17 protein-coding genes are annotated in these 18,490 nt (G+C 63.1%); 4 read left to right on the top strand and 13 right to left on the bottom strand.

Annotated elements, in window-relative coordinates; genetic code table 11:
* Nucleotides 1–344: 344 nt before the first annotated feature.
* Together sap1 and speG are read right to left on the bottom strand one after the other, a co-directional pair.
* A complete protein-coding gene (sap1, locus tag PQR53_RS37665; RefSeq protein WP_408465493.1) occupies nt 345–683 on the bottom strand; it encodes a surface attachment protein Sap1 in 339 nt (112 codons plus the stop codon).
* Nucleotides 684–1,127: 444 nt separating this feature from the next.
* Nucleotides 1,128–1,670 carry a spermidine N1-acetyltransferase gene (speG, locus tag PQR53_RS37660; protein WP_408465491.1) on the bottom strand — a complete coding sequence of 181 codons (543 nt, stop codon included), beginning with the start codon at nt 1,668–1,670 and terminating at the stop codon, nt 1,128–1,130.
* A gap of 275 nt (nt 1,671–1,945) precedes the next feature.
* On the opposite strand from speG, the gene PQR53_RS37655 reads away from it, so the two are divergent.
* Nucleotides 1,946–2,125 carry a hypothetical protein gene (locus tag PQR53_RS37655; protein WP_408465489.1) on the top strand — a complete coding sequence of 60 codons (180 nt, stop codon included), beginning with the start codon at nt 1,946–1,948 and terminating at the stop codon, nt 2,123–2,125.
* 245 nt (nt 2,126–2,370) lie between these two features.
* Here PQR53_RS37655 and PQR53_RS37650 read toward each other — a convergent pair whose 3' ends face one another.
* Both PQR53_RS37650 and PQR53_RS37645 read right to left on the bottom strand, forming a co-directional pair.
* On the bottom strand, nt 2,371–2,796 hold the full coding sequence (locus PQR53_RS37650; RefSeq protein ID WP_408465487.1) for an HIT family protein: 426 nt from the start codon (nt 2,794–2,796) through the stop codon (nt 2,371–2,373).
* 69 nt (nt 2,797–2,865) lie between these two features.
* Nucleotides 2,866–3,801, bottom strand: a complete 936-nt coding sequence (locus PQR53_RS37645) for a GlxA family transcriptional regulator (protein ID WP_408465485.1) — start codon at nt 3,799–3,801, stop codon at nt 2,866–2,868.
* A gap of 177 nt (nt 3,802–3,978) precedes the next feature.
* Between PQR53_RS37645 and PQR53_RS37640 the strand changes: the two genes are divergently transcribed.
* Entirely contained in the window at nt 3,979–4,779 is an 801-nt protein-coding gene (locus PQR53_RS37640) for an SDR family NAD(P)-dependent oxidoreductase (RefSeq protein ID WP_408465483.1), read from the top strand.
* A 52-nt stretch (nt 4,780–4,831) separates the two neighbouring features.
* Here PQR53_RS37640 and PQR53_RS37635 read toward each other — a convergent pair whose 3' ends face one another.
* A complete protein-coding gene (locus PQR53_RS37635) occupies nt 4,832–5,359 on the bottom strand; it encodes an Lrp/AsnC family transcriptional regulator (protein ID WP_179735367.1) in 528 nt (175 codons plus the stop codon).
* Between the two features lie 151 nt (nt 5,360–5,510).
* Between PQR53_RS37635 and mdeB the strand changes: the two genes are divergently transcribed.
* Complete coding sequence (gene mdeB, locus PQR53_RS37630) at nt 5,511–8,246, top strand: alpha-ketoglutarate dehydrogenase (protein WP_408465481.1); 2,736 nt, start codon at nt 5,511–5,513, stop codon at nt 8,244–8,246.
* Between the two features lie 110 nt (nt 8,247–8,356).
* On the opposite strand, the gene PQR53_RS37625 is transcribed toward mdeB, so the two are convergent.
* The 7 genes from PQR53_RS37625 to PQR53_RS37595 form a co-directional block, all read right to left on the bottom strand.
* Nucleotides 8,357–9,466: a diguanylate cyclase gene (locus PQR53_RS37625; RefSeq protein WP_408465479.1), complete on the bottom strand. Its 1,110-nt coding sequence runs from the start codon at nt 9,464–9,466 to the stop codon at nt 8,357–8,359.
* An 82-nt stretch (nt 9,467–9,548) separates the two neighbouring features.
* On the bottom strand, nt 9,549–10,565 hold the full coding sequence (locus tag PQR53_RS37620; RefSeq protein WP_408465477.1) for a chemotaxis response regulator protein-glutamate methylesterase: 1,017 nt from the start codon (nt 10,563–10,565) through the stop codon (nt 9,549–9,551).
* A 17-nt stretch (nt 10,566–10,582) separates the two neighbouring features.
* Entirely contained in the window at nt 10,583–13,063 is a 2,481-nt protein-coding gene (locus PQR53_RS37615; RefSeq protein ID WP_408465475.1) for a hybrid sensor histidine kinase/response regulator, read from the bottom strand.
* Nucleotides 13,060–13,743 carry a chemotaxis protein CheW gene (locus PQR53_RS37610; RefSeq protein ID WP_408465473.1) on the bottom strand — a complete coding sequence of 228 codons (684 nt, stop codon included), beginning with the start codon at nt 13,741–13,743 and terminating at the stop codon, nt 13,060–13,062. The genes PQR53_RS37615 and PQR53_RS37610 overlap by 4 nt, the downstream gene beginning before the upstream one ends.
* Nucleotides 13,736–15,118 carry a CheR family methyltransferase gene (locus PQR53_RS37605; protein ID WP_408465471.1) on the bottom strand — a complete coding sequence of 461 codons (1,383 nt, stop codon included), beginning with the start codon at nt 15,116–15,118 and terminating at the stop codon, nt 13,736–13,738. The genes PQR53_RS37610 and PQR53_RS37605 overlap by 8 nt, the downstream gene beginning before the upstream one ends.
* Nucleotides 15,115–15,579, bottom strand: coding sequence for a chemotaxis protein CheW (locus PQR53_RS37600; protein WP_408465469.1), 465 nt, complete (start codon nt 15,577–15,579; stop codon nt 15,115–15,117). The genes PQR53_RS37605 and PQR53_RS37600 overlap by 4 nt, the downstream gene beginning before the upstream one ends.
* A 71-nt stretch (nt 15,580–15,650) precedes the next feature.
* Nucleotides 15,651–17,276 (bottom strand): methyl-accepting chemotaxis protein, encoded by a 1,626-nt coding sequence (locus PQR53_RS37595; protein ID WP_408465467.1) that lies wholly within the window; start codon nt 17,274–17,276, stop codon nt 15,651–15,653.
* Between the two features lie 345 nt (nt 17,277–17,621).
* Here PQR53_RS37595 and PQR53_RS37590 point away from each other — a divergent pair, with 345 nt between their 5' ends.
* Nucleotides 17,622–17,954: an ecotin precursor gene (locus tag PQR53_RS37590; protein WP_408465465.1), complete on the top strand. Its 333-nt coding sequence runs from the start codon at nt 17,622–17,624 to the stop codon at nt 17,952–17,954.
* Between the two features lie 100 nt (nt 17,955–18,054).
* Here the strand turns inward: PQR53_RS37590 and PQR53_RS37585 are convergent, their stop codons facing one another.
* Nucleotides 18,055–18,216, bottom strand: coding sequence for a hypothetical protein (locus PQR53_RS37585; protein WP_408465463.1), 162 nt, complete (start codon nt 18,214–18,216; stop codon nt 18,055–18,057).
* Between the last annotated feature and the right edge of the window lie 274 nt (nt 18,217–18,490).

The following is an 18,490-nucleotide window of genomic DNA, read 5'->3' as shown; positions in this document are numbered from 1 at the left end:
TTACGTCGAACACGTGCTGCAAGCCGACCAGGGCGCGGATCTGGACTTTCTGGTGGGATCGAGCGGCGCGCCGGTGCCGCGCGATTCGCATTGATCGCCGTTTGAATGGTTAAGGGTTGTTCCTGCGCTTTGCGAGAAGGCGTACTGCCGATGCGGGTCGAAACGCCGCATCGGCTTTTTTAACGCGCATCACATCACAGAAATGCGAGCGGAAATAAAATCGGCCGGACATTTCAATGCCCAGCCGATTTTTAACTCACAGGTTCACAATCTCAGGTTTTTAAGCCGGAGATTGTTGGCACAAAATCAAACCCCGGCATTCCGCCGGAGCGTCGGTGTTTAGCTTATTGTTTGATGAATCGATCGTTTGCCCATAGGCCTTGCGTATCACTATTGGCGGAATTCACAAACTCCACGTCGTGGCCGACCACGCGCACTACGCGGAAACTCGAATTTTCCGGGGTGGAAACGCACTGATACCCGGAGAAGAATTCCTGCATCTTTTGCTGTTCACCAGCTTGCGCATGTTGATCGGCGGCGTCGAGCTTATCCTTCGACAGGCAGCCATACGCGTTGGCTTTGAACTGGATGGTTTGCTGTGGCTTGACCATCATGTCTTGCGCTTGCACAGAAGCGGCAGCCAAACCCGCAATGGCGAAAACAAGGGCGATTCGCATTTTCATATTTTCCTCCGGTGCGGGTTGAATACTCAGGTTAGCTATGTATTTAACTTTAACGTCGAACCCGCATCTTGCACTTTAGGAGAACGCGCAAGAACGACAAGCACATCTTGTGTGCGGTCGCAACAGTGACGAATTGTCGCACCCCCGGTCGCACCTGCTTGAACCTTGAACGGCTGCTTAAACAGAGGGGATTGCAACGGATAACTAAAGGACGGATGAGACGCGCCGCTTTAACCAGTAAAGCTTTGCGGAACGTATTCACGTAAACGCGGGGCTCTAATTAAGTGAATTAATACAATTATCGAATGCACTTGGTGCGTCGCACACAAAGTCATTCACCCGACTAATCAAAAATCGCGAAATAACGGTGTACGTGCAGAAGATAAAAGGTGCCAGGTACGCGAGGCGCCGCCGCATGGCGTGCCTCGACGATGCAGGTCGAGGTCACCCGAGGTGCTGATTGATCTTGAAGAACTCGGACTGGAACATGCACATGCGTAACGCATTGTGATAACTGCCATTGCCAAAAAACTCCTCGATCAACTCGGCCTCATGCCGGAAACCGCACTTCTCATAGACGTGGATGGCTGCGGTATTCGACTTGTCGACGATCAGATAGACCTTGCGCAGATTCAGCACCGAAAACGCGTAGTCGATTGCAAGCTGGGTGGCGACCGTGGCGTAGCCGCGGCCCTGCGCGTGCGGCGCGATGATGATCTGGAACTCACCGCGCCGGTGAATGTAGTCCAGCTCGATCAATTCAACGACGCCGACGGTTTGGCCTTCATTGTCGATCGCCACGAAGCGGCGCTCGCGCAGATCGTGCACGTGCTGGTCGTACAGTTGGGTCAGTTCGGAGAACGTTTCATAGGGCTCTTCGAACCAGTAACGCATGATTTTTGCGTTGTTGTTCACTTCGTGAACGAAACGCAGATCAGTGCGTTCGAGCGGGCGGAGCGTCAGTTCGCTGCTGCGTTCAATAATCATTGGATTCCCCTTGAGAATTATTGGTTTGAGTGCGCAAGTTCGCGTCAGCGCTCAGGTTGCGTTTCCTGTTAGTCAGGGCCCGGCGTGGGGAGTTCTTGCAACGCCTCGGCTCTGCGCGGGTCGTTCTTGCAAAGCGCGAGGCGCCGCGCGGGTTCGGCGACGGCGGGGCGTCGCGTTGTCGCAGGCCGGTTATCGCGACTATGTGAGGGGCTTGGCACCATGCGGGTCCATACGGTGCTCTACAATGAAATCATGCTCTTGCGATGGAGGCTACCGTGATCGAGCACTTGATATTAGGCGCCTTTCTGGTCATCCCGCTGCTTATCGTCGCGTTTCTTTTCTCCGACGAATTGTGGCAGGAACATCGGCATCTACACGACATGCATCTCGAGCCTGTGAAACCGCGCCGTGACTGGCGGCATCCGCTGCGGCGCACGCGGCATCATCGGCTTTGAAGCTTTTCAGTGGGTTGCGTGGCTCATCGCGCTGCGAGCGTCGTTGCGAGGCGAGGGCGCTTTGCGGATGGGCGCGGCAATAAAAAAAGCCTGCCGTTTTCGGGCAGGCTGAAAAGAGATCCACACTCAATGCCTTGTGGTACAAGGCAGCCACCAGTCTAGCCGTACGGCCCATAGCGCTGGTTTCACCGGCTTTTACACATATTACGGGGCGTGACCTGCGGTCTTCAACGGTTCCTTCCGTATCAGTGAGCGCGCCAATGATCGCGAATGCGCTTGGCCAGCGCTTCGAGCGTGGCTGCGTCGGCGACCTCGCGTGCATGCATATGTAGTGGTTGTCCTTCCCAACGCGGGATCACGTGAAAATGCACGTGCGGCACCGTTTGTCCCGCCGCGGCGCCGTTGAATTGTCCGATGAACACGCCGTCCGGGCGCAGTGCCGCGCGAATGGCGATGGCGAGCTTCTGCGCCATGCGCATGCAGGCCACAGTCGATGCATCCGACAAGTCGAAAATTTCAACCGCCGCTTCCTTCGGCACGACCAGCACGTGCCCGTCGGCTTGCGGCATCAGGTCCATGAAGGCCAGCGCTGCATCGCTTTCCGCCACTTTGATGCAGGGTAGTTCGCCGCGCAGAATTTTCGCGAAGGGATTGCTGTCGTCGTAGGTCATCACGCGTCCTCGTCATTGCCGTGGGTATCAAGATGGAGCTGCTGTCGGCGATATTCTCCACCACATCTATTACAAAGCGCGTGCTGCGCGTTTGATTGCCTGCGGCGGCTGGCCGAACGCACGCAGAAAGGCGCGCCGCATCCGTTCAGTATCGAGGAAGCCGGTTTCGGCGGCGACCGCTTCCATCGAGTGACGGCCCGCTTCGAGCATGGTGCGGGCGGCTTCCACGCGCAGCGCCTCGATGGCCCTGGCCGGCGATTGGCGCGTTTCGTCGCGAAACGCGCGGCTGAACTGGCGCGGGCTCAGATGCGCGATGTCGGCAAGCTGTTCGACCGTCAACGGCTCGCGCAGATGGTTTTTGGCGTACGACAACACGTCCTGAATGCGATCGGATTTCGGCTCCAGATCGAGCATGGCCGAGAACTGCGACTGGCCGCCGGTGCGCCGGTGATAGACCACGAGCTTCTTGGCGATGGCGCGCGAGACCTCGACGCCGAGATCGCTTTCGACCAGCGCCAGACACATATCGATGCATGCCGTCATGCCGGCGGAGGTCCACACCGAGCCGTCGACGATGAAAATCCGATCGTCGTCGATACGGGTATCGGGAAAGCGCTGCTGCAAGTCGCGGGCGTGGTACCAGTGGGTCGTGGCGTGCCGGCCGTCGAGAATGCCGGCTTCGGCCAGCACGAAGGCGCCGGTGCAGATACTGGTGGTGCGGCGCGAGGCGGGGAGCGCGTCGTTCAAAAACGTCAGCAACGCCGGCGACGACGGCTCGATCTGCATCGAGCCCGTTACCACCACCGTGTCATACGCCGGATCGCCGAACGGCTGCGTTGCGATCTCGACGCCCGACGAACTGCGCACCATCCCGCCCTGTTCGGAGATGACTTCCACTGCGTACTCCGGCTGTCCGGCCTCGAGGTTCGCCAGCTCGAACACGGAAATCGCCACCATATCGAGGATCTGGAAGCCGGGGAAAACCACCACGCCAATGCGTTTCATCACAATGTCCCAAAACGAGGTAAATACGACATTTGAGACAGCAGGCTACGCGCCTAGACTTCACTCGTCAACACCGCGTCGCCCACCAGACGGTAGGGCGGCGGTGGCACCAGGTTTTTCCCCTTTCATCGATCAGGGCTCAGGCGTGACGCGCAAAGCCCGCAAGGAGAGCTTCACATGGCAACGCAAGCAAACAAGGGTACGGCATTGATCACGGGCGCATCGTCGGGCATCGGCGCGGTGTATGCGGACCGTCTGGCGCGGCGCGGTTACGACCTGATTCTGGTGGCACGCGACGTCAAGCGCCTCACCGGCGTGGCCGAGCGCCTCGCCAGCGAAACCGGCCGGCACATCGATATCGTGGCCGCCGATCTCACCGACAAAGCCGACACGCGCCGGATCGAAGAGCGTCTGCGGAGCGACCGCAACATCACGATGCTGGTCAACAACGCGGGCGTCGGCGCGACGGCTCCGCTGATCGACTCGGACGTGGATCAGCTCGAACTCATGATCGACCTGAACGTGACGGCGCTGACGCGCCTGACGGCGGCGGTCGTGCCGGCTTTCGTGGAGCGGGGCAACGGGGTCCTGATCAATATCTCGTCGATCGTCGCGCTGTCGCCGGAGTTGCTGAACGGCACCTATAGCGGCACCAAGGCTTATGTGTTGAACCTGACGCAGTCGCTGCATCATGAAGTGGGCGGGAAGGGCGTGCAGCTTCAGGCTGTCCTGCCGGGCGCCACGAGCACCGCGTTCTGGGACCGCGCGGGTCTGGCGGTCGAGCATCTGCCCACGCAGATCGTGATGACCGCCGAAGACATGGTGGACGCCGCGCTCGTCGGCCTGGATCAAGGCGAACTGGTGACGATTCCGTCCTTGCCGGAGGCCGCCGATTGGGAGCGCTTCAACACCGCTCGCCAGCACCTGGGGCCGAACCTGTCGCACAAGCTGCCGGCTGCGCGTTATACGGCAGCGTAAGCAGAAGCTTGACGGGCGGTCGGCGCACCGCCTGGTGCAGCCTAACGACTGCTTACCGCCAATCCGTCGCCACGTCGTCGGGATCGACCAGCGTCAGTCCCGACGACGGCAGCGGCAACGCCGTCTTGTAGCGCACCTGCTTGAGCGCAAAGCTCGAACGAATATTGGAAATGCCCGGAATTTTCGTCAGATGATCGACGATGAAGCGCTCCAGCGTCTGCATATCCGGCATCACCACGCGCAGCAGATAGTCGGCGTCGCCCGTCATGAGATAGCACTCCATCACCTCGGGGCGCTCCGAAATCGCCTGCTCGAAACGCAGCAGCGCGTCTTCCACCTGTTTCTCCAGACTCACCTGAATGAACACGTTGATGCGCAGCCCGAGCGGTTCCGGGTTCAGCAACGTGACCTGCTGCTTGAACAGACCCAGCTTTTCTAAAGCACGCACGCGATTGAAACAAGGGGTGGGCGACAGATTCACCGAGCGGGCGAGATCCGCATTGGTGATGCGCGCGTTCTGCTGCAACTGGCTCAGGATACCGATGTCGATACGGTCGAGTCGTCTGGGAGGCGTAGTCATAGATGAAATATTCCGTGGCAGGCGCGAAATCCGGAATAAATAGCCTATCGCAGCGCGCGATGACAAGCAAATGAGAGGCTCATTTTGTGACCACATGGGTACCATTGACTCATTCAATCTTGAACCGAATGCGTCGATACGGAGTGGTGCCATGACGGATTTGTCCAGTGGTAGCGAGCAGTTGCGGTCTTTGGATCTTCCGCGCGCTGAACGTGCTGAGCGCGAAGATACCGACCCGCAGGAAACCGCCGAGTGGCTGGACGCGCTCGATGCAGTCGTCGCGCATGTCGGCCGTGATCGCGCGCAGTTCCTGTTCGACAAGCTCGCGGGGCATGCGCTGTCGCTGGGTGTCGAATCGGCACGGACCAATGTCACGCCGTACCAGAACACGATCCCGTTCGAGCAGCAGCCGCGTTATCCGGGCAATCTCGAACTCGAAGAGCGTCTTGCCGGCGCGCTGCGCTGGAATGCACTCGCGATGGTGGTGCGTGCAAACCAGGCTTATGGCGAACTCGGCGGCCACATTGCAAGTTACGCGTCGGCGGCGGATCTGTTCGAGGTCGGCTTCAATCATTTCTTCCGCGCTGCGGCGCCCAGTGGCGAGGAGGGCACGGGCGATCTCGTGTACTTCCAGCCGCATTCGTCGCCCGGCGTGTACGCGCGGGCTTACCTCGAAGGCTTTTTGACCGAGCAGCACCTGCAGCATTACCGTCGCGAAATCGGCGGACCGGGGTTGTGCTCGTATCCGCATCCGTGGCTGATGCCGGACTTCTGGCAGTTTCCAACCGGCTCGATGGGCATCGGCCCGATCAACGCGATTTACCAGGCGCGCTTCATGCGCTACCTCGCCAACCGCGGCCTCGCGCAGACCGATGGCCGCAAGGTGTGGGGCTTTTTCGGCGACGGTGAAATGGACGAGCCGGAATCGACCGGCGCGCTGTCGCTCGCGGCGCGCGAAGGGCTCGATAACCTCGTGTTCGTGATCAACTGCAATCTGCAGCGCCTGGACGGCCCGGTGCGCAGCAACGGCCGCATCATCGACGAACTCGAGGCGCATTTCATCGGCGCCGGCTGGAACGTGATCAAGGTGGTGTGGGGCTCGGACTGGGACGCGCTGTTTTCGCGCGACCGCAGCGGGGCGTTGCTGCGCGCGTTCGCGCACACCGTCGACGGCCAGTTCCAGACTTTCTCGGCCAACGACGGCGCCTACAACCGCGAGCGCTTCTTCGGCCAGACCCCGGAGTTGGCGGCACTCGCGGCGCAGTTGAGCGACGACGACATCGACCGCCTGCGTCGCGGCGGCCACGACGTGCGCAAGCTGCACGCGGCGTATGCGAAAGCGCTCGCGCATCGCGGCCAGCCAACGGTGATTCTCGCGAAGACGATGAAGGGCTTCGGCATGGGCACGACAGGCCAGGGCCGCATGACTACCCATCAGCAGAAGAAACTCGGCTTCGAAGACCTGAAGGCGTTTCGCGACCGCTTCCGTTTGCCGCTGACGGATGACGACGTCGAACAGGTGAAGTTTTACAAACCTGCGGATGACAGCCCGGAGATGCAATACCTGCATGCGCGCCGGGCTGCGTTGGGAGGCTATCTGCCCAGAAGGCGGAGAGTTGCATCGACGGGGCTGATCGTCCCGCCGATGTCCTCCTGGGGGCAATTCGCGCTGGATTCGAATGGCCGCGAGATGTCCACGACGATGGCGTTGGTCCGCATGCTGACCGCGCTGCTCAAGGACCGCGAAGTCGGCCCGCGCGTGGTGCCGATCGTCGCCGATGAAGCACGCACCTTCGGCATGGCCAACATGTTCCGCCAGGTCGGCATCTATTCGCCGCTTGGGCAGCTGTATGAGCCGGAAGACCTGGGCTCGATGCTGTACTACCGCGAGGACACCAAGGGGCAGATTCTCGAAGAAGGCATTTCGGAGGCGGGCGCGGTGTCGTCGTGGATCGCGGCGGCGACTTCGTACAGCGTGCATGACCTGCCGATGCTGCCGTTCTATATCTACTACTCGATGTTCGGCTTTCAGCGCATCGGCGATCTGATCTGGGCGGCAGCGGATCAACGCGCGAGAGGTTTTCTGATCGGCGCGACGTCGGGCAAGACGACGCTTGGCGGCGAAGGCTTGCAGCATCAGGACGGCACGAGCCATCTGGCGGCATCGACGATTCCGAATTGCCGCGCCTACGATCCGGCGTTCGCTTATGAGCTTGCCGCGATCGTCGACGAGGGCATGCGCGAGATGGTCGAAGCGCAACGCGACGTGTTCTATTACGTGACGGTGATGAACGAGAACTATGCGCAGCCGTCGGTGCCGGGCGGCGAATTGAAGACGCTGCGTGAGGGCATTCTTAAGGGCATTTATCCGCTCACCACAGAGACGCGGAACACTGCGCAAGTGCAGTTGCTCGGCGCGGGCGCGATCCTCGGTGAAGTCATCGCCGCGCAGCAACTGCTCAAGGATGATTGGCAGATCGACGCCGCCGTATGGAGCGTGACGAGCTTCACCGAATTGCAGCGTGATGGGATGACGTCGGAGAGAAGCGCGCGTCTTGGCGAGGCGACAGAAGCGCCATACGTGACGAAAGCGCTTGAGGTATCGGAAGGCCCGATCATCGCCGCGACCGACTACGTCCGCGCAGTGCCGGAACTGATCCGTGCCTACGTGCCGCGCCGCTATGTAACGCTCGGCACCGACGGATTCGGACGCAGCGACACGCGTCAGGCGTTGCGCGAGTTCTTCGAAGTGGACCGCAAGGCAATCGCGATCGCGGCGTTGAAGGCGCTAGTGGACGAGGGCGCTATTGATACAAGCGTGCTCACCGAAGCGCGCAGCAAGTATCGCGGTGATGTGCCCGTAGGCGCTGCTTCGTGGCAATGCTAGTGAAGTACGCAGCGCTCATGAACCAGCGCCGCTTCAAATAAAAACGCGCCCGGCAGCTTGCCCGGGCGCGTTTTCATTCAGCTGCGCTTTAACCACGGCGCAAAAAAAGTTCAGCCGCTCACCGCCACCTGATTCTTGCCATCCCGCTTGGCCCGATACAGTCCGACGTCGGCGGCTTCGATCAGTGTCGTCACCGGCTCCGTGGCGGACGGCACGATCATCGCCGCACCGATGCTGATCGTCACGACACCGCTCGCCGAGCCTGCATGCGGAATGCCGAGCGCCTCGATAGCAATGCGGATTTTTTCAGCGAGCAGCCGCAAGCCGCCCGACGACGCCCCCGGCAACACCACAGCGAACTCTTCACCGCCAAACCGCGCCGCAAGATCGGACGAACGTCCGAGGCACGACTCGACGGTGTGCGCGACCTGTTTCAGCACTTCGTCGCCGGCGACGTGCCCATAGGTGTCGTTGTAGGCCTTGAAGTTATCCACGTCGATCATCAGGAAGCCGAGGCCGGACTTGTCGCGCGTGCCGCGACGCCATTCAGCGGCAAGGTACTGATCGAGATAGCGGCGGTTCGACAAGCCCGTCAAGCCGTCCGAATGCGTGAGCCGCTGCAGTTCCAGATTGGTTGCGAGCAACTGCTGTTGCGATTGGCGCAGCGCCCGATAAGCCTCGTCACGCTGCAGCAGATTCAGATACGAGCGCGAGTGATAGCGGATCCGCGCGATCAACTCGATGCGATCCGGCAGCTTTACCAGATAGTCGTTCGCGCCCGCAGCGAAGGCCGCGCTTTTCACCAGTGGCTCTTCTTTGGTCGACAGCACGATGATCGGAATATCGCGCGTGGCCGGATTCTGCCGGTATTGCCGCACGAGCGTGAGGCCGTCGGTGCCGGGCATCACGAGGTCTTGCAGGATCACCGTGGCACGGGTTTCCGCGGCGCACTGCACGGCCTCTTCGGGCGACGCGCAGTAGTGGAAATCGACGCTCTCTTCATCGGCGAGCGCCTGACGGATCGCTTCGGCGATGATCGCCTGATCGTCGACCAGCAGCACCATGATCGGGCACTCGGCCGCGGGCGGATTGCCGAGGATGCGCGCCAACGCGTCATCGATGGCGCTATTTGGCGCGTCCTCCGCGTACGCCTGCGCGTTCGCGTCGCGTGTCGCGAGGTCCGGCGCGGTGGCGTTCTGTTGCGGTTTGGAAGTGTCCATGTTGGTCAGCCAGAATAAATGTCAGTAAGTCGTAGCGAGCTAAGGTTCGATCGACCTGCGGTTAGTGTGCGCCTGTCGGGCGCTAACGTGAATCCACGGCGCTGGCCAGCGCGGCGGCAATCCGGGGCAGCGGCAGGATCGCGGCGGCGGCATCGAGCGCCGCGGCCGCCTTCGGCATGCCGTACACGGCGCTGGTCGCCTGGTCCTGAGCGATCGTGTGATAGCCCTTGGTGCGCATCGCCTTGAGGCCGATCGCGCCGTCGCGGCCCATACCGGTCAGCAGCACGCCGATCGCCCGTGCCGGCCAGCGTGCCACGACACTCTGAAAAAACACGTCGACGGAAGGCCGGTACGGCGTCTCGGCCGGCACGCTCGTGTAGCCGAGCACATTGGGCAGCTTCAGGTGCAGATGATCGTCGGTGGCGGCGAGCAGCGCGACGCCCGCCTGAGGCCGGTCGCCTTCGATGGCGATCCGCACCGGCAGCGCCGACTGCTGGTTTAGCCAGTCGGCCATGCCGGCGGCGAATGCCGCGTCGACGTGCTGGACGATCACGATGGCTGCCGGAAAATCCTTCGGCAAGCCGGCGAGCAGCGTGGCGAGTGCCGCCGGGCCGCCCGCCGAAGCGCCGATCGCAACCAGCGGCGTGTCGCGACTCGTCACGCTGACCGGTCCTGCCGGCGCCACGGAGCCTGACACATTACGCTCCTTGACCAGCGCGGCGACGTGGTCGATCTTCGCGATCAGGGTGGCAATGCTCCTGTGCGCATCCGGCCCGCTCAGCGACGGCGTATCCACCGCATCGAGCGCGCCCGCGCCCATCGCTTCGTAGACGCGCCACGCGTTCGCGCCCACGTCGACGGTCACGATCAGGATCGCGCACGGCGCCTTGGCCATGATGCGGCGCGTGGCCTCGATCCCGTCGACGTTCGGCATCACGAGATCCATCAGCACGATATCGGGCCGCTGCGCGGCGCAGAAATCGACCGCCTGCTGGCCGTCCTGTGCGACCCACAGCACCTCGTAGTCCTGGCGCGCGGCCAGCGCGCGGCGCAGCGCCTCGACGGCGAGCGGCAGGTCATTGACGATTCCGATTTTCATCCGTTCTACCCGTAGGTTTAACCGTAAGCTTCGCCGATCAGATCACGCACTGCATCAAGCAATGCTTCGTCGTGGAAACTGCCTTTCGCCAGATAATAATCCGCGCCCGCGTTCAAGCCGGCGCGGCGGTCTTCTTCACGATCCTTGTACGAGACGATCATCACCGGCAGCGACTGCAACTGCGGATCGCGCTTGATGAGCGTGACGAGTTCGATGCCGTCCATGCGCGGCATGTCGATGTCGGTGATCACGAGGTCGAAGCGCTCGCCGCGCACCGCGTTCCAGCCGTCCATGCCGTCGACGGCGATCGTCACGTCGTAGCCGCGCGTCGCCAGCAGCTTGCGTTCGAGTTCACGCACGGTGAGCGAATCGTCGACCACCAGCACGCGCCGTATCGCGCGCTGTGCCGTGAGCGCGGCGCCGAGCTGCGTGTGCTGTAGATCGCCGCCCGCGACGAGCTTCTCGACTGAGCGCAACCAATCGTCGATGTCCGCGATCAGCACCGGGTCGCCGTTTTCCATCAACGCGCCGGCTGTGATGTTCCTGATCTTGCCAAGGCGCGGGTCGAGCGGGTGCACCACCAGCATCTGTTCGCCGAGAAAGCGATCGACCACCACGCCGAAGGTTTGCGCACCGTCGCCGATCACGATCAGGCTGACGGTATCGGCTTCGTTGGCGGGCGGCGGGGTGTCGAGAATCTGATGTGCGGTGACGACGCCGATGCGGCGGCCGTCGAAGGCAATGTGCTGATGGCCTTCGAGCAATTCGATCTCCGCGCGGCGCACGTGCAGCGTGCGGTTCACATGCGCGAGCGGCATTGCATACGGCTCGCCCGCGACTTCGACGAGCAGGCTGCGGATCACCGAGAGCGTGAGCGGCAGTTGCAACTGCACGCGCGTGCCGATGCCGGGTTCGTGCGTGATGCGCACCGTGCCGCGGACGCGCTTGACGACGTCGTGGACCGCGTCGAGTCCGACACCACGGCCTGAGACCTCGGTGACCTGATCGCGCAAGGAGAAGCCGGGCAGGAACAGGAATTCGAGCAGTTCAGCCTCGGACAGGCGCGCGGCCGTTTCAGCGCTCGCCAGCTTTTTGCGGACAATCGACGTGCGCAATGCGTCGAGGTCGATACCCGCGCCGTCGTCGGTGACGGTGATGACCAGCGCGCCGGCGGTGTGGCGCGCGTCGAGCGTGAGCGTGGCCTCTTCGGGCTTGCCGTGCGCGAGACGGTCGACTGGGGCTTCGATGCCGTGGTCGATCGCGTTGCGCAGCAGGTGGCCGAGCGGCGCGTCGAGCAGATCGAGGATGTCGCGGTCGACCTGAGTCGATTCGCCGACCAGTTGCCAGCGCACCTTCTTGCCGAGCGAACGCGCGACGTCGCGCACCATGCGCGCGAGACCGCTGGTGCCGTCGCCGAAGGGGCGCATCCGGCATTGCAGTGCGGCGTCGTAGAGCTGCTGCGAAAGATGCGTGGAGCGGCGGTCGAAGCTCTCCAGATCGGCGAGACGCTCGGCCAGCAGATGTTGCGATTCCGCGGTGAGGCGCCGCAATTCTTCGAGCGCGGCGTGTGCGCGCGGGTCGAGCTTCAGGTCGGCGAGCGTTTCGTGCAACTGATCCAGCGCGCGCGAGCCGTCACGTTGGACGCGTTTGACGCGCAGCATGGATTGCGCGAAGGGTTTGAGCCAGCGCGACTCGACCAGCGATTCGCCGGATAGGGACAGCAGCCGGTCGAGGTTGTCGGCGCGTACGCGCAGCATGCGGCCGGGGTCGGTTGCTGTGGGGCTGGCTTCGTTCGGGGTGGATGCGGAGGCACTTGCGGGACCGGTTGCGGCGGTGGACGCCGAGGCGGCCTCGGACGCACTTGCAGCCCGACTTGCCGGCGCCGCCGAGGCGGGGGACGCTTCTGCGCGCAGCGCGTTGGCGAGCAGATTGAATGCGGCGTCGGCGTCGTGTCCCGCGCCGGCCGATGCGATTTGCGATCCGGTGGCTACGTCGGGTGCAGATGCGGGTGCACCGCCGGCGACGCGAGCACGAGCCGGGGCAGGATCCATGACAGGAATATCAGCAGCCGGCTGCACAGCATCCCGCCGCATTGCCGCGCCATGCGGCACCACGCCCGCCATCCGCGCTTGCAACAACGCCACGCACGCGCCGACGGCATCACGCGCCGACTCGTCCTCGTCATTGCCGATGCGCGCAACGATATCGACACCGCGCAGCAATTCATCGATCCACGCAGCATCGAGCATCGCGCGCCCTTCCTGCGCCGCGACAAAACAATCTTCCATCGCATGCGCGAGTTCGACGCCAACCTGCACACCGACAATACGCGCCGCGCCCTTCAGCGAATGCGCCGCGCGCATGCAGGCCTCGAGCGCGGCGGCATCGCGTGGCGAGCGATCGAGCGCGAGCAGGCCGTCGTTGAGCACACGCGCCTGGGTCCGCGCTTCCTCGCGGAACAGATCGATCAACGACGGGCGGCGCGGGTCGTCCGTCATCCGAGACTCCGGTTCAAGGTATCGAACAAGGCATCGGCGTCGAGCAGGCCGACCGTCACGCCGCGCCACGGGGCAACGGCGCGCGTGTGCGCGGCGGCCGCGTGCGAGAGCGTCGCGGGCGGCGGGCAAAAGCTGGAGACCGCGATCCGATGCACGCCGTCGACCTGATCGACCGGAAACACCGCGTGCTCTTCGGCGCGCGAGACCACCAGCAAACGTGGCAGATCGTGACGCGCTTTGTCGTCGCTCCCGGCAGCGTCGGTCTCGAAACCCAGCAGATGCGCGAGCGACAGACACACCAGCAAGTCGCCCTGCACATTCACCACGCCCAGCACCGCGCGATGCTGCCGGTGCGGCAACGTATGAATCGTCCGTGTCTGCACGATGCGCTTGAAGACCGGTGTAGGCAGCGCGAGCCATTCGCCGCCGATACGGAAGATGAGGAACGATTCGCTCGCACCTTGTGCGTCGTGTCGTTGCTGTTGCGCCGGCATGCGGGCGTCAAGCTGCGAGAGATCCACGAGCGGAATCGGACGCTCCAGCAATTCGGCCGCGGCCGCTTCGAACACCGGGCAATTCAGACAGCGCACGTATTCGACCAGCCGCTCGCACGACGAATCGCCGCGCACGCCGATGCGGTTCCAGCAATCGTCGAAGGTCACCGTGCGGTCCTCAACCACGTTGCGCTCCCTGTGCGCGCGACGCGCGTTCCATCAACAGACGCGCGCCGTTGCGATCGCCTTCGAGTTCGAGCAGCGTCGCCAGATGCGCGAGCGCTTCGGTGTGCTGTGGGTCGAGATAGAGCGCCTTGCGATAGTGGCCGCGTGCGAGGTTCGTATCGCCGCTGGCGTCCGCCAGCACGCCGAGCAGGTAGAAGGCGTCGGCGTGCGGCGCGTGCTGTTCCAGATAAACGTTGATTGCGGTCGCGGCTTCCGTCAGACGGCCCGCGTCGGCCAATGCATGCGCGGCTTGCAGCGTGTCGCGTGCGGCGTTGGCCGGCGAGGTGATGTCGGGTGACGTGAACTCGCGCGACGGTGATGCGGCTTTGAATGGCGTCGGCGTGCGTTGCGAAATGCCGTTCAATGACGTTTGCGGAGGCCACGCGAAAGGCTCCGCCGAGAACACTTGCAGCGGCGCGAGCGCGGGCACCGGCGAATGGGTCATCGCGAGCGCGGCGGCGGTGGCGAGCGGCGCGGTGTGCCAGCCATTGGCTTGCGCGTCATCGGCCGCGGCGCGGCGGAACGCGAACGCCAAGGGAATCTTCGCCGACTGCATGCCATGACGCATCAACAGCCCGGTTTCCGCCGGGCCGACGAACAGCGTGCCTTTTTCGGCCAGCACGCTGTTGAGCGCATGCAGGGCCGTCTCCTGTGCCGCGCGGTCGAAGTAAATCAGCACGTTGCGACAGAACACGAAGTCGTAGACGCCGAGCGTCGTGGCGTCGAGTTGCATCAGATTGGCGCGCGAGAACCGGACCGCATCGACGATGCGCGGCGCGAGACGCCAGCCGTCTTCGATGCGTGCGAAGTGCGCGTCACGGAATGGAAACGCATTGCCGCGAAACGAGTTGCGGCCGTACACGGCGCGTTGCGCGACGGCCAGCGAACGCGCGCTGATATCCATCGCGTCGATGCGCATGTGCGCGGCGTCGATGCCGGCGTCGAGCAGCGTCATCGCGATCGTGTACGGTTCTTCGCCGGTCGAGCAGGGCAGGCTCAGAATCCGCAGCGGCAAGGCGGTGCCGCGCTCGCCAAGACGTTCATGCGCAAGACGTGCAAGCGCTTTGAACGCGTCGGCGTCGCGATAGAACCAGGTCTCCGGCACCACCACCGTTTCCACCAGCGCCTGCACCATGGCGGGCGACGCGTGCGCCGCTTCCCAGTAGTCGGCGAGCGTGGCGCCGGCGTGACCGTCCGCGCACCAGGCGGCGGCGCGCTGATCGACCGCACGTTCGATCGCGCTATGACCGAGCGATGCTGCGTCGAGCCCGATGGTTCGATGCAGAAGATCGGCGAAGCGTCGATACAGCGGCGTGTTGTCGTGATGCGCGTTCATGCGTGCGCCTCGGGAAACAGCAGGGCTTTAACGTCGTCGGGCAGCAGATGCTCGACGCGAATCCACTGCACCAGACCGCCTGCCTCGCTCGCGACCGGGCCCAGATAGCGCGCGTGCGGCGTGTCGATGCCGGCATCATGAAATGCGTCGACGGCGAGGCGGAGGGTGCGCGTGGCGCCCTCAAGCAGGAGCGCGAGCAAGCGCACCGTACCCGCGTGCGGATAGCGCACCAGCACGACACGCGTCGACATCAGCTGTGCCGCCGGACGGCCGAGCGCGAGCGCCGGCAGATCGATCACCGGCAACGGCGCGCCTTCGTGCTCGAGCACGCCCGCGACCCACGACGGCGCGCCCGGGATCGTTTTCGGCGGCGACTGCGGCGTGAGCGGCATCACACGCTCCACCTGCGTCGCGTCGATCACGTAGCGTTCGCTATCGAGCGTGAAGAGGATGAAGAGCATCGGCGTGGGCTGTGGGAAGGTATATGAGTGGGGTCGGCGTAAGCGTGCTTCAATGAGCCCGCCGCGACGCGTCAGGCCACCACCTTGAAGCGCGATACGCCGGTGCGCAAGCTATTGGCGACGTGCGTCAGATCGTCGATAGCCTGGGTCGACTGGCGCAGCGATTCAGCCGTCTGCTGCGCGGCCTCCGAGAGCTGCGTCAGCGCCTGGGTAATCTGCTCGGCGCCGGTGGCTTGTGTCTGCATGCCCTCGTTGACCATCGAGAAGCGCGGCGCGAGCGCCTGCACCTGCTGGATGATCTGCGTGAGATGGCCGCCCACGTTCTGCACGTCGAGCATGCCGCGCCGCACTTCCTCGGAGAACTTGTCCATGCCCATTACGCCCGCGGCAACCGCCGACTGGATCTCCTTGACCATCTGTTCGATGTCGTAGGTGGCGACGGCGGTTTGATCCGCGAGGCGGCGAATCTCGGTTGCCACGACCGCGAAGCCGCGGCCGTATTCGCCGGCCTTTTCTGCTTCGATCGCCGCGTTCAGCGAGAGCAGATTGGTCTGATCCGCGACCTTGGTGATGGTGGCGACGACCTGGTTGATGTTGCTGGCCTTCTCGTTGAGGATTGCGAGCTTCGCGTTGACCGAGCCGGCCGCTTCCATCACGAGGCGCATGGTGTCTTCCATGCGCGCGAGACCCGCGTGCCCCGTGCCCGCGAGTGCCGCCGACTGGCCGGCCACTTCGGAAACCTCGTTCATGGTGCGCAGCAGATCGCGCGAGGTCGCGAAGATTTCACGCGACGTGGCGCCGATCTCGGTCGTGGTCGCCGCGGTTTCGTTCGCGGTGGCTTGCTGTTCACGCGAGGTCGCGGCGATTTCCGTCACCGAGGTCGTGACCTGGACGGCCGACTTCTGCGCCTGGCCGACCAGTGCGGTGAGCTCGTCGGTCATGCGGTTGAAGCCCGCTTCGAGCGCGCCGATTTCGTCCGCGCGGTTCAGTTGCAGACGTTGCGTGAGGTCGCCCGTACGCATGACGTCGACGACTTTCAGCACCTTGGCCATCGGCGTGGTGACCGCGCGCAACAGCCAGTAACCGGCCAGCGCGGCGACGATGGCGGCGATCAGCAGCATCACGAGCAGGACGACACGGGTCGTCTCGACCGAGCTGCGGATGTTTTCGGCGGCCTTGTCGGCGTCGGCCTTGTTGTTGTCGACCAGTTTGCGTATCGAAAGACGGCCCGTTTCCCAGATCGAGGTGAGTTGCGAGTTGAAGATGTGCGCGGCGTTCTCTTTCGAACTCGGCAAGACGTTCAACAGGGAGGCCTGAATCGGCAGGTACTGCGTGTGTTGCTGACGGAAATCATTGAAGAAGTCACGATCGTTGTTGCTAAAGATGGTCGCGCCGTAGTCGCCGAGGAGCTTCTGAAGCGTCTGCTCGGTCTCCTGCAAACGTGCGGTGTCGCGCTTGACGGCGTCGGGGTCCGTGTCGACATAAATGAGACGCTGCGTGACGGTGTAGTTCTCGAACCATGCTGCACGCATAGCGGTCGCGTAGTAGAGGCCGGGCATCGAATCTTCCTGCTGGCTCTTCGCGTCGCGGTCGATGCCGCCGAGTTGTTCAAAAGTGACGATTGCCATTGCCAGCATCACGATCAGCACGATCCCGAAGCTGCAGAGAATCCGTTGGCGGATGGTCCATTGTTTCACGCGCGCGCCCCTTAACTTTTTTGGCTTGGGCTCGACGCCCGATGTCGACTGGCGGTCTCGGGGTCGAAGGATCGGACAGCTTTGCGGATCGTCGGATTTGTCCGACGGGTCATGCGGCGGATTTTACATTGATCGTGGGAATGGATGGCGCTGGGGGGAAGGGAGAGGACATTTTGAGTGATCGGCCGGCGCTGGTCGGAGGCTCGCCGTTTTGTGGTCGCGGCAAACGACGAGGAGCAATGCCTGTGCGACGTTACATCGGTAATGGCCAGTTACCAACTGCAGCATCTATTTCTGTACGCACCCCACACAATCTGTTCCATGCCTGAACGGCGGGAGCGAAACATGAAAAAGATTGCGGTGGCGTTGTTGATGGTGGGGAGCCTGAGCGTGGCGGGGCAAGCATCGGCTCATGGTAATGGCGGCGATGTGGTCGGTGCGCTGATCGGCGGTGCCGTGCTGGGCGCGGTGGTGACGTCCGCATTGAATCCGGCGCCAGTAGTGGCTTATCAGCAGCCCGTCTACGCGCAGCCGGTTTATCAGCCGGCGCCGGTGTACGCCGGGCCGCCGCCGGGATACTGCTATGACCAGTACCAGCGTGCGTACGTCGCGTGCGGGGCGCCGCCGCCCGGACAGTACGGATATCCGCAGCAGCCGCAACCGCAACCTGGCTGGTAATGCCATGCGTTAGCGCGCGTCGTTTCTTCGCGAGACTTGCGCGCACCCGAGAAAAAGGCCGTCGCATGGTGCGACGGCCTTTCTTGTTGAGCGTCCGCGCTCAGTGCCTGTGATGCAGCCACTCCGCATAGTGCGTGTCGAGCCAGCGCTCGACGCGCTCCGGCTTCGTTTTCTGGCTGTAGTGGGACGCGGCCCACATCACCACGCCGACCAGCAGCATCACCACAGGTCCCAGCAAATAGGCCAACAAAGATTCAGACATGGAGCCTCCGTCTCGGCTTTCATCCACGCTTTAGTTTAGGCGATGAACGGCGGGAAAGAAGGACGGTGTGATGGGGTCGGTTGGCGACGAGGGGAGTGACGGGATTGGGCTGGCGGGGGCGAAGTGAGATTTTAGAGAACCTAGTGAAGAAGATGTCTTTCTTTTAAGAATTGGTGCTTTCAGGTTATGTCCGTTTGTCTGTGTACCATCTGGCATGCTGTCGGCCTCTGGTGAAATGGGCTGCGGCAACGCGCGCATGGGACCTGCCGGACCT

The organism is Paraburkholderia fungorum (assembly GCF_046027605.1).
GTDB classification, from domain to species: Bacteria; Pseudomonadota; Gammaproteobacteria; order Burkholderiales; family Burkholderiaceae; genus Paraburkholderia; species Paraburkholderia fungorum_F.
Note: the sequence above shows the minus strand (reverse complement) of the source record. Positions and strands in the feature narration are given on the sequence as shown.